Consider the following 11,802-nt stretch of genomic DNA (forward strand, 5'->3'; position numbering starts at 1 on the left):
CGTCGAGCACTCTCATCGCGGCATCTTGTTGCCGCGATGAGCTCTGTCGCGACATGCGTCAATCGATGCGCTGGCCGTCCTTCACGCGGTAGGTCGGCTTGTACATGGTGACCAACTCTTCCGCCGCCGTCGGATGCACGGCCATGGTGCGGTCGAAGTCGTCCTTGGTGAGCCCGGCTTTAAGCGGAATGCCGAGAAGCTGCGCCATTTCGCCGGCGTCGGGTCCGAGGATGTGGGCCCCGAGCACTCTCTTCGAAGCGCCGTCGACCACCAGCTTCATCAGCATCTTTTCGTCGCGGCCGGACAGCGTGTGGCGCATCGGGCGGAATGAGGCACGGTAGATTTCGATGTCGGAAAAGCGCTTCACTGCTTCGTCCTCCGCCAGGCCGACGGTGCCGATCTCGGGCTGCGAGAACACCGCCGTCGGTATGGTGTCGTGGTCGGGCGCGGTCGGATTGCCCTTGAAGGCGGTCTCGATGAAACACATCGCCTCGTGGATCGCCACCGGGGTCAATTGCACGCGGTTGGTGACATCGCCGATCGCCCAGATATTGTCGATGTTGGTGCGGGAGTACTGGTCGACAACGATGGCGCCGGTCTTGCCGAGCTCGATGCCGACGCCTTCCAACCCCATATTCTCGGTGTTGGGGATGCGGCCGATGGCCAGCATGACCTGGTCGACCGTCAGCACCTTGCCGCCGGTGACTAAAGCGTCCAGCCGCCCGTCCGGCCGCTTGCGGACCCATTCCGACACGGCATGACAGAGGATTTTTATGCCCTTTTTCTCCATGGTATCGTGCAGCGTGCGCCGCAGGTCCATGTCGAAGCGCGACAGGATCTCCTTGCCGCGATAGACCAGCGTGGTGTCGACGCCGAGCCCATGGAAGATGTTGGCGAATTCGACGGCGATGTAGCCGCCGCCCTCGATCATGATCGCCTTCGGCAGTTTCTTGATGTCGAAGGCTTCGTTGGAAAAGATGCAAAGCTCGTGACCTGGGAGCGCGGGATGCGGCGCCGGGCGGCCGCCGGTGGCGATCAGGATCTGGTCGGCGGTGACGGTGCGATCCTCGCCGAGAAGATGCACCACATGCGGGTCGACCAGCATGGCGCGCGAATGGAAGGTCTCGCCGCCAGCGCCTTTCACGTTCTTTTCGTAGATGGCCTCGAGCCGGGCGATCTCGCGATCCTTGTTGGCGACCAGCGTCGGCCAGTCGAAGCTCGCCTCGGGCACCGTCCAGCCGTAGCCGACGGCATCTGCGAAATGCTCGGGAAATTGCGAGGCATAGACGAAGAGCTTCTTCGGCACGCAGCCGCGGATGACGCAGGTGCCGCCATAGCGGTATTCCTCGGCGATGCCGACGCGCTTGCCGAGCGCTGCCGCGACACGCGCCGCCCTCACCCCGCCGGAGCCGCCGCCGATGACGAAAAGGTCGTAGTCGTAGCCGGCCATGCGCAGATCCTTGCATTCAAAAATGTCTGAGACAGGTATGCCGCCAACCACCAAAAGAAAAGCCCGGACAAAGCCGGGCTTTCTGGTCCAGCGGCCATCCGGCCGCCTGGAAAGGCAAATCAGTTCTGCGTGTTGTCGGCGGGCGCGTCGCCGTCAGCCGGGGCAGCGCCGTCGGCGGGAGCCGCAGGGGCCGTGGCATCTGCGGGAGCAGCGGGCGCTGCCGGTGCATTGGCCTTCGCCGCCGCGGCCAGCGTTTCGCCGACCTGCTGGGCGAGATCGCGGGCAAGGCCGTTCTGCCAGATGTCGGCGGCCTTCACCAGGTCGCGCGTCACGGTCGGGCCGCTGTCAAGCAGCTTCTTGCCGGAGTCGGAGCTGTAGAAAGCGGCGATGTCGTTGAGTTCCTTCTCGGAGAAGACCTTGGCATAGGCCAGCGCTGCTTCCTTCTCGAGGTCGGCGCGGCGCGAGGCCAATGCCACCGCCTTGTCGGTGATGGTCTTGCCGATCAGTTCCTGCATGTCCGGGTTCTTCTGGATCAGCTGCTGTTCGAGAGCGGCAGCGGCCTGCGGCAGGATGTTGTCGAACGGGTCGGTGGCGTGGATCGCGGCGACGGCGGCGCGCGCTGCCTTCAGGTGCGATTCGGTCACGTCCTGCGCGAAGACAGGCGAAGAAAACGCGAAAACGGCCGAAGCCACCAGAATGGCCGAAAGGCTGCGAACCCGGTTATGCAACATCATGGTCGGTAGAACTCCCTGGTTTTCGGGCGGCATGGACGGTTTGGATGCCGTCGCCGCCGGCGATGATGGCCGCTGACGCCAGCCCGATGAAAAGACCGTGCTCGACGACGCCCGGTATGGCGTGGAGAGCATTCGAAAGCGCTCTTGTATCCGGAATGCGGCCAAAAGATGCATCGAGGATAAAATGGCCGCCGTCTGTAACAAAAGGCTGGCTCCCCGTCATCCTCAATGTAATCGGACCGGAAAGACCGAGACTTTTGGCCGCTGCACGAACCGCAATTTCGGTCGCCCGCAGGCCGAATTGATTGATCTCGATCGGCAGCGGGAAACGGCCGAGGGTCTCGACCATTTTCGAACGGTCGGCAATGACGATCATGCGCCCGGATGCCGCCGCGACGATCTTCTCGCGCAGCAGCGCGCCGCCGCCGCCCTTGATCAGGGTCAGCGCCGGGTCGACCTCGTCGGCGCCGTCGACGGTGAGGTCGAGCTCAGGCGTTTCCTCGAGCGTCGACAGTGGCACGCCGAGCTCATGGCAGAGCGCGGCGGTGCGCTCCGACGTCGGCACGCCGACGATGGTGAGGCCGGTGGCGACCTTTTCGGCGAGCAGCCGCACGAACTCCTCGGCGGTCGAGCCGGTGCCGATGCCGAGCCGCATGCCTTCGCTCACATGAGCAAGGGCTGCCCGCGCGGCCTCGACCTTCAATTGCCTCGCATCCATGCTGCTGCTGCCCCCTAGAGCAATTCCAGGAAAAGTGTGAAACGGTTTTCCGTCCGGAATTGCGTAGAACAAAGAGATAGAGCGGTTCGGCGTTTCCATGAAACGGTGAACTGCTCTAGCGTCTCGGGCTCCTAACATTTTTGCCAGTCTGGTCAAAGCCCCCGTCTGGTCAAAGCCCTTGGCAGCAGCGTAACGCCTGGCGACGCGCAGGGAGCGATGCGTGGGCAGCCTTCATAGGAATATCTTCCTTGAAATCGTTGACACGGTGACAGCAGGTATGCTACATATCTGTCCATGGTGCTGATTTGCGCCAACGACCCGCCGCCGTGGCGGGTTTTTTCATTTCTGGCGGCTCGCCGCGAATCCGGTGGGTCTGCATGCCTCGACTGCTTGCCAGCCCGCTTGCCTTGACGCGCCGCAGCCGCTATCGCCTGCCGGCATGCAATCGCCACAGGACAGGCCATGACCAGACCGATCATCGTGTTCGACCTCGACGGGACGCTGGTCGACACGGCGCCGGATCTGCTCGACAGCCTCAACCACAGTCTCGCCGCCAGCGAACTGGCGGCCGTCGATGAGGCCGGCTTCAAGCGCTACGTCGGCCATGGCGGCCGGGTGATGATCGAGCGCGCCCATGCAGCACAGCGGCGATCGCTGGCGGTGGACGAGCATGACCGGTTGCTGAAACTGTTCCTCGACCACTACACCGACAACATCCCCGGCAAGTCGCGCCCCTACCCCGGCGTCGTCGAGGCGATCGCCCGGTTCGAGAAGGCCGGCTATCTGCTTGCCGTGTGCACCAACAAATACGAGGCGAATTCGGTTGCCCTGATCGAGGCGCTCGGCCTGGCGAAGCATTTCGCGGCGATCGCCGGCCAGGACACGTTTGCCTTCCGCAAGCCCGATCCGCGCCATCTCACTGAAACCATCAAGCTGGCCGGCGGCGACCCGCATCGGGCGCTGATGGTCGGTGATTCGCAGACCGACATCGACACCGCCAAGGCCGCCGGCATTCCGGTCGTCGCCGTCGATTTCGGCTACACCGACCGCCATGTGCGCGAATTCGAGCCGTCGGCGGTGATTTCGCATTTCGACACGCTGACGCTCGATCTGGCGGAACGGCTGATCGCCGCAGCCGAGGGCTGAGCGACAAACGCAACCAGCCTCCGGCGCCTGCCCGGCCTTGCCACGTTTCAGTCCGTGCGGAATGGTGGCACATCGCCTTGACTTCACGAGGCAGCCTCCCTTATATCGCGGCTCGCTTGGCCTTCGGGCAACGAGCGGGCGATTAGCTCAGCGGGAGAGCACACCCTTCACACGGGTGGGGTCGCAGGTTCAATCCCTGCATCGCCCACCATCTTTTCAAGCACTTAGCAGTGATCGTTTTCCCTTCCGCACAACTATCGGCTTCCGCCAGGGCGTCGGCGTGCCCCAAAAACCTCGTCCGCAGCTTCGCCGTCGTAGCCCGCGAGTCATTTTTCTTGATGGGAGCAGATCAGACATATTTAATTCCTCCCGCACTGCACCGTAACGGCATTGTCCATTGCTTTGTCGGCATAGAAGTAGAAATTCATGAAATCGTCGATTACGCCCACGGTTTCTGCGCTCTCGATGCATTCCTGCACGGCTTCGCCAGAGCCTTTAGAGGCGGCCAGGCACGCTCCTACTTTTTTGCCCTCAGGTTGCGTAATCTCCGGTGACGACAAGCGATGCATCAATCTATCATCTCTTCCACGACTGCTGCGGCCAAAAACCTTCATTTGAAGCATCAAAGAGACTTTTGCACTAGACATATTGTAATTTTTCAAATTAGGTAGAATAATTATTCCATTCTCTATATAATTTTCAAGTATTTCTGTCGGTCGAACCTCACCTGTGGCCACCCTATGCCAAATAAAGCGAAATGCCTCGTCGCATTTATCTGATAGAACCATGTTTTCGAATGCCTTTTCGTCGAAATCCGAATAATTTGCCTCGCGATTTCGCGCCAGACACTGTTGTCCGAAAACATCGCAGCCGAGCGCCAGGGTCAGAGTGGAGACATGCAAGATTTTCAAGAACGCGTTTTTACCGTTCATGGAACGCCTCATCCGTCATCTCCATCAGCGGGTCGAGCAGGTATTCCAGCACCCGCCGATTGCCGGTCTTGACCTCCGCAACGAAAAACCCCGCCGAAGCGGGGTATACTCGATGAAAACATCGCGTGTGGCTAGCGTAGTAGCACGACACCCCCAACCAATGATGCCCCCACGTTTGCGACTGCCGCTAGTATCGAAGTTTTGAGCAGGCTCGGTTTGGCACGTTTGGTCGATGTATCCATTAGAGCTTCCTTTCTGGTTTCAGCGAATGCAAGGCGCTGACTGACAAGCGTAATCAGGAGAAATGGTAGACCGAAGAGACACATGGTTAGGGTAGAGGTGCTATCTAGGCCTAGCGCTACTAGGCTAGCCACACGTTGCGCATGTGGTAATGCGCCTTCAGAAATCAAAGGCGCAGCGGTCGCTCACGCCAAATAATACCGCCTCAAACGAGATCAACCTCCACCCACAGCCCACCCTCCCCGCGAGCCTTATCGCGTGGCGCGTGTCGCACCGCACGGATCGATCCGGACGGCGTGGCGAAGGGCGGCTTGCCGTTCTTGTCGGCCAGCCACTTGTCGTCGGAGCGGATGACGCGGCCGTTGGCCTTGGCGGCTAGCGCGGTCAGGATGGGGTCGTAGGGCATTTCGTGCCAGCGGACTTTCTTGGCGTCATCCTGGTTGGTCGGGATGAAGGCCGAAAGATCGGCGTTGGTCAAAAGGTCGATGCCCTGTTTTTGCGGCATGGCGTTCTGGCTGCCGTGATGGGCGACCTTCAGATAGACCGTGCGTGCCATGAGGTCGGCTGTCGTCACCGTCGTCTGCTCCAGTTGCCATTTCAAATCCTTCCAGCTCAGCCAGTTGCCGATCTGCGCGTCGCCCGGGAACAGGAACACGTTGTTGCTGTCGGTGAACTCGAACGCCAGGACCAGGCTGGTGTTGTTGACGCCCCGATCGAGCTGCAGGGCAAGGTCGGCGGCAATCCCCATCCAGTCGGCGTCGATGCGGCGCCACGACTGGTCGGGGTCCTCCGTTGGCGCCGGATGGGAGACCGGCCCCGCATAGTGCTCGCGGACAAAGGCGCCGATATCGATCCTGGGATCACTGCCCTTGTCGCCGTTCAGCGCCGCTGACAGTTCCGTGCCGACGTGGCGCTCGAACGGGCTGAGCTCATCGATATAGTCTGCATCGCCGGTTCCGTCGTTCATCTTCAGCCCCGCGGCAAGCGCCCGAGCGAACGGACCGCCGCTGGCAAGCGGAAACATTTCGCCCGCCCTCTCCTCGAGCCGAAGTGCCGCCTTGTCGCGAGGCGGACCAAGCACGTAGATGCGCAGATTGGGCAGTTCCTTGATCGAGAGCGGCGGCTTGCCTGGTTCGAGATAGGTCGGCCTGGTCTTCGAAAGACCGGCCGCTGCGTCTCGCGCCGAGCGCACTCTTTCGCCGGCGGCGCCGAACTGGAAGCCGAGCACCGACCGCAGCCCGTCACGAATGCCTGCCAGATGAGCGGTCGGCTCCTGGGCGGCATCGAGCCTCTGGCTCACACCTTGCAGCGCCGTCAGGGCCGAGGCCTTGAACTTGTCGAGCTCGACGGCCTGCTGGTCGGCCGGGTTTTCCGTCCATGCCATCCATACCTCTTTGACCTCAAAGCCCGCGAACAGGTCCTTCGAGGTCAGGAAGCCCGAAACATGGTCCCAATGCTCATGGGTGACGACGAGGACGTCGATCTTGCCGCCATCCGTCGCCTTCTCGATGTCGGCGACTATGTCCGCCACCAGCGCCGGGCCACCCTTGATCGACACATGAACGCCGCAGTCGATCAGCATGCGGAACAGTGAGCCGTCGGGCGTTGGAAAGCTCAGCAGGTGGCAGTCGCCGATGCCCTGGCAATAGTGCCGGACCGTCACGGCGGGCTTTATCGCCCTTGCCACTGCCGCATCCGCCGCTTCTTGCCGCCTGGTTCTTGTTGCCGGCTTCCTAGACATGATCGTCATCTCCATCGCTGGCATGCAGGAGGGCGAAGGGCTCGGAAACCTCGTTGCCGAAATAAAGCGCTCGCAGCGGCGACAGGTAGTTCGCGGTCGCGGTCTCGGCCTGGCGCTTGCGCCGTTCGGGGCTGCCGGTGTTCTTGATGATCGAATAGCGGATGCTTTCCTTGCCTTTGCGCGGGTCGATGATGAGCGTCGCTCCGCCGCGGAACCAGATGAAGCCGTCGCCCGCCTTCACGCCGTTCGGTATGGGCTTGCCTTCGAAATCGATCGGAATGCGCTGCTGGATGACGGCGATGACCTCGGTACGGAACGAGCCGTTGGGTTCGACACGTCGGGTCGGACGCACGCCGAGGATACTGAAGGTGGTCTCGCCCTTTTTTGCCTTGGCCAAAAGGGTGCCGTCGTCGCGATAGCGCGGCAGGTCGGGCAGAAGTCCGAACTCCTTGTGAAGGGTCGGATGGGCGGTAAAGGTTCGGTGCATCGCCTGCCACATCGCATAGCGGTTCTTCTCATTGAGGGAGAAGATCTCGGAGCGATCGAGTTGCTGGTTCCAGCCGAGGTCGATTTCGTCCAGCAGCCCCTGCAGCCAGGGAGGTGACGGATCGTCGGGCTCGCTCCAGGCAAGCGTCTCTTCCGAGATGGTACGCACGTCGCGCGGCAGAAGCTTCCATCTGCGGAAGGATTCGATGAAAGCCAGGCGATAGTGGAGCGGGTCGTCGGGGAAGGCATCGATGTCGGCCGTGATCAGGGCGCGCAAATATTCGCCGAAGGTGATGTCGACGGCGGGGCAGTAGTCGAGCGCGCGAATGCACATGGTCAGCATCTGCCGGGCGATCTTGGCGGTCTCGTCGGTCAGGCGCTCGACCAGGCTGGGATGCAAGGTGCCGACCGGCAGCACGCCGGTGCCGCCGGTCGCCAGCTGGACCAGATCGTCGGTGCGGCGGTCGGCGATCGCCAGGAACGCCTGATAGACGGCAAAGACCAGGATCGAGCCCCGGTCATGCGGCTCGAAGGTCTTGGCGTAGTCGAGCGCGGCCATGCCGGGGCCGCCATAGTCGCGCAGTGGCCCGGCGCGGCCGCTGCCCTCGCCGAACTGCGCGGCGATGCCGGACAAAAGCGTGGCAACGGACACATCACCCTTCGCCTTGGCGATCGCAAAGCTGACCAGCTCCTTGAGGGTGAAATGCTGGAATAGCGCCACGATATCGGCAAAGGCCTCATGGAAGGCCGGCACGTCAGGGTTGGATGCTTCTTCGAAAAGACGGTGCAACCCGTCGAGCAGCGCATGCGACATCTCATGCGCGACAATGTCGCTCGACAGGCAGGAAAACACCGTCGTGCCCGGCGTGGTGACGTCGCCGTCCTTGCTCTCGGCCGGAAAATAGCCGAACAGCAACGCCTTCTTGTCGGGGCTGTAGTAGGCGTTCGCAGTGCGCAGCGCGTGCGGATAGATGCGCAGGCGCGGCACTTCATGCGCCTTCATGGCCATGCTGCCACGGCTGCCGACCTTGCCGGTATAGTGCGGGGCCCACAGCGCGCGGCGGCCCAGGGCGCGCTCGAAATGCCCGATCGTGGTCATGGCGACGGCATAGACCATCTGCTGATGGAATTGCGGATTGCCTTCCGAGGGCGGCAGACCGTCCTGAGCGAGCAGGATCTTGTCGTTGAGGTCGACCGGGTCGTAGACGCGGTTGGATGCCGGATCGATGTCGATGACCTCGAGATATTCGCCGACCGGACCGCGCAGCAACGCCTTGGCCGTCGACGGCTCGTCGTCCCAGGGAACGGAAAGGGTCGCCTGAAAGACGGATATTGAATCCAGCTGCTTGGCGATGGAAGGATCGAGCGCATAGATGCGCAGGCGGCGCTTGGGCGGCGGCAGCGCGCGCGGCTTGCGCTTGATCTGCGGTGCCGGTTTCGTCGCCGCCGGCGCAGGAGGGCTGGCGCCCGGCCGTCCCAGCGCGCCTTCGAGAAAGGTCCGCAGCGGCCCGGACGGATTGCCGTCATCGAGCGCGGCTTCCAGGTAGCGGTTGCGCGCGGCGGCCGAGATCTTGCTGGGGTCGACATCCGGATCGGCGATCGCCTGGTCGACCGACGCGACGCGCTGTGCCATCTGGGTCAGTTCCAACGCCAGCATTTTCCGATGTATGATGTCGGCGGGCGACATCGCCGCCACGGAGTTGCCGCCACCGGTGATGAAATCGAGCCAGGCCCAGGAATATTCGGCCGGCGGCAATCTGCGGAGCTTGTTCTCCGCCGGGGGCATGATGGAAAGCGCGGCATCCGCCCGGACCACGCCCTGGCCGATCTTTTCCAACGTCTCTGCCGCCCCCATCTTGGCCGTGGTCTTCGACGCCGCTGAAAACAGCGCGAAGCGGACTGCTTCGATGCGCATCCAGGCTTGCGAGTAATTCTTCACGACGTTCCAGTGCTCGGCCAGCCAGAGTGCTGCCGCGGCGGCGATCTGCGGCGTTGCCGCCGATGTGCCGCTGCCATCCATGTCGACGATCTTGGCGCAGTCGATCTCGGCCCACGGCACGTTCGGCGTATAGGCGCCAAGCGCCGTCTTCATCTTCGATTGCGGCCCGTAATTGCCTTGCATGGTGCCGAAGCTCAGGCCGGAATAGGCGCGGCCGTCGGCCATCACGCCGCAGGCCGCCAGAACGCGATTGTAGCGGGCCGGAAAGACGATGCTTCGTGGCGTGATCGTGAAATTGTTGCCGGCGGCGGTGACCATCACGACGCCGTTGTCATAGGCAAGGTTGACCGCATCGACCAGCGCCTGCGAGGTCAGGCCGCCCATGCTCATCGACAGCACCTGCGCGCCTTTCGCGCGAGCATAGTCGATGCCTTGCACCATGGTGCCGGTGGTGAGCCGCACCACCCAGTCGGCGATGCGCACCGGGATGATGTTTGTCTGGGGGGCGGCGCCGACGAAATCCTTGAAGCCTGGCCAGTTCGGCGAGGTGCCGTCGAGCTTGTTGCCGGCGAGCAGGCTGAGCGTGCCGGTACCGTGGCCGCGATTGCTGGCGAGGCCGCCTGGCGGAGCATGATCGGTGGCGTCGTTCGGGCCGGCACCGTCATTGACGAAATTGCGCTGCTGCGCGGTGAGCAGTCCGGCGGGCAAGGTGCGATGCCCCGGATCGAAGCCGGTATCGAGATGGGCGATGGTGATCTTGGCCTGCTTGGCGCCGACCTTGGCGCGGGCGGTGGCGAACTGGCTGAAGGCCGCTCCGGCATTCCAGGCGACGACGCCCGGCTTGGTGGCCTGCCCGCCTGACGGATCCTGGTCGTCGAAGGTGCAGACCGGACTGGCGCTCGCTGCCATGCCGCGGTCGCCATTGGCGTCCTTGTAGTCCCAGTGCTCGACGATGTCCGGCTCCACGGCCAGGACTTCAGGGCCGCCTGCCGCCGCGAATGCCTGGCCTTGGCCGACAAGGGCATGGGCATCGTTCCAGGGATTTCCCGAACTGGCCTTGGCGCTCAGCCTGAGCCAGGTCGCGCCTGGATCGGCAGCGGCGCCGAGATTGCCGCCCGAAGCGCCCGGTGGCACGCGCAGGATTGGCTCGACGTCGACCGCCCCGAGGCGCAATGACCGGCTGCCCGCGGCAAAACCGGCACCATCGCCGCGCACCTTGATCAGGAGTCCCGCTGCCGTCGCCATGGCATGCTCCACTTTCCCAATCGGTTGAAGTAGAAATCGTAGTCTCGACTGTCAGATCCTGGCAAGTGTGGGTGGAAAAACCGCCAAACAACTGATGCTGCGCCGGCTTATGTTCCAGGATCGTTCGTCATTCAAATATTGCCGATTGCCGGCTGCATGACAATCGCGCCATTCGACAGGTGTCTCTGTGACGGACTTCACAGATGCTCGGCAGCTTCCGCACGAATGTGGCCAGGGGTTCCACTTCGGCCGGCTGCTTCGACCCGAGTTTCCCAGACTTCGAAAAAAGGCAGCCGCTCCAAGGCGGGTTTTTTTGAGCACCTAAGCATTTGCACGGCTGCCGTCGCGCGCTCTCGGCTACCTCCCGCCGCGCGTGCAGACGACCTTCCGTGCTTCGGCTGCGGCCTTACATGAACGCCGGGCTTTGATGATGCGCTCTCTTGCCGTAAACTTTAGCAGTTGGGGTAATTGGAAAATCGATATGGCTTTCGCCAGCGCGAACGACAGGAACGATCTGCCGCGCCTCGCACGGATCGACCCGCGCCAGTTCGACCTGCTGTTCAGCGGCTGCAAGCTGGAACGCTACGCAGCCGGCCAGCACCTGTTCGTCCAGGAAGATGCCGCCGACCGCATCTACGGCGTGATGAGCGGCACGGTGGAGATTTCGATCTACTCGCCCGGCGGCCAGAAGCTGGTGGCCAACATCGAGCTCCAGCGCAGCCTGGTCGGAGAGATCGGCGCGCTTGACGGGCGCCCGCGCACGGCAACCGCCATCTGTCTCACGGCTTGCGAGCTGGTCTCGCTCAGCCGGACGCAACTCTTTGACCGAATTGAGAAAAACCCGCCTCTGGCGCGCGCGATGATTGAGTTATTGTGCGCGCGGCTGCGCTGGGTCAGCGGCGAGCTCGGGGACCAGGCCTTCTTCGGCATCGAGGCCAGGCTGGCGAAGCGCCTGGTGTTTCTTGCCGGCGTCATGGCCGACGGAGCAGGCTGGATACCGATCTCGCAATCGGAGCTCGGCGATTTCCTCGGCGCCACTCGCGAGTCGGTCAACAAGACACTGAACGACTGGCGCAACCGGCAGATCATCGCCATCAAGCGTGGCGGCCTGCGCATAACCGATAGCAAGGCGCTCAACCATATCGCCGAAACGCAGGACGACGACTGAGCG

Annotated in this window: 8 protein-coding genes and 1 tRNA gene; 3 read left to right on the forward strand and 6 right to left on the reverse strand. The window is 62.8% G+C overall.

The genetic code is table 11. The annotated features are described in order from the left end of the window. Positions 1-58: 58 nt before the first annotated feature. The 3 genes from gor to rpiA all read right to left on the reverse strand — a co-directional run bounded on the left by gor (position 59) and on the right by rpiA (position 2,902). A complete protein-coding gene (gene gor, locus ACFX5Q_RS07605; RefSeq protein WP_404276670.1) occupies positions 59-1,450 on the reverse strand; it encodes a glutathione-disulfide reductase in 1,392 nt (463 codons plus the stop codon). A gap of 119 nt (positions 1,451-1,569) precedes the next feature. Continuing rightward, complete coding sequence (locus ACFX5Q_RS07610) at positions 1,570-2,184, reverse strand: DUF2059 domain-containing protein (protein WP_404276672.1); 615 nt, start codon at positions 2,182-2,184, stop codon at positions 1,570-1,572. Further along, a complete protein-coding gene (gene rpiA, locus ACFX5Q_RS07615) occupies positions 2,171-2,902 on the reverse strand; it encodes a ribose-5-phosphate isomerase RpiA (RefSeq protein WP_404276674.1) in 732 nt (243 codons plus the stop codon). The genes ACFX5Q_RS07610 and rpiA overlap by 14 nt, the downstream gene beginning before the upstream one ends. Before the next feature lie 462 nt (positions 2,903-3,364). Between rpiA and ACFX5Q_RS07620 the strand changes: the two genes are divergently transcribed. Both ACFX5Q_RS07620 and ACFX5Q_RS07625 read left to right on the forward strand, forming a co-directional pair. Further along, the gene (locus tag ACFX5Q_RS07620) at positions 3,365-4,048 is read left to right on the forward strand and encodes a phosphoglycolate phosphatase (RefSeq protein WP_404276676.1); all 684 of its coding nucleotides are present in this window, start codon (positions 3,365-3,367) and stop codon (positions 4,046-4,048) included. A gap of 136 nt (positions 4,049-4,184) precedes the next feature. Further along, positions 4,185-4,259 (forward strand) — tRNA-Val (locus tag ACFX5Q_RS07625). A gap of 148 nt (positions 4,260-4,407) precedes the next feature. Here the strand turns inward: ACFX5Q_RS07625 and ACFX5Q_RS07630 are convergent. The 3 genes from ACFX5Q_RS07630 to ACFX5Q_RS07640 form a co-directional block, all read right to left on the reverse strand. Beyond that, positions 4,408-4,980 (reverse strand): hypothetical protein, encoded by a 573-nt coding sequence (locus ACFX5Q_RS07630; protein ID WP_404276678.1) that lies wholly within the window; start codon positions 4,978-4,980, stop codon positions 4,408-4,410. Positions 4,981-5,425: 445 nt separating this feature from the next. After that, positions 5,426-6,961, reverse strand: coding sequence for an MBL fold metallo-hydrolase (locus tag ACFX5Q_RS07635; protein ID WP_404276680.1), 1,536 nt, complete (start codon positions 6,959-6,961; stop codon positions 5,426-5,428). After that, positions 6,954-10,631: a S8 family serine peptidase gene (locus ACFX5Q_RS07640; protein ID WP_404276682.1), complete on the reverse strand. Its 3,678-nt coding sequence runs from the start codon at positions 10,629-10,631 to the stop codon at positions 6,954-6,956. Before ACFX5Q_RS07640 ends, ACFX5Q_RS07635 begins: the two co-directional genes overlap by 8 nt. Before the next feature lie 481 nt (positions 10,632-11,112). On the opposite strand from ACFX5Q_RS07640, the gene ACFX5Q_RS07645 reads away from it, so the two are divergent. After that, positions 11,113-11,799 carry a Crp/Fnr family transcriptional regulator gene (locus tag ACFX5Q_RS07645; RefSeq protein WP_404277123.1) on the forward strand — a complete coding sequence of 229 codons (687 nt, stop codon included), beginning with the start codon at positions 11,113-11,115 and terminating at the stop codon, positions 11,797-11,799. Positions 11,800-11,802 lie beyond the last annotated feature (3 nt).

Source organism: Mesorhizobium sp. IMUNJ 23033, from assembly GCF_044778005.1.
In the GTDB taxonomy this organism is placed as follows: Bacteria; Pseudomonadota; Alphaproteobacteria; order Rhizobiales; family Rhizobiaceae; genus Mesorhizobium; species Mesorhizobium amorphae_A.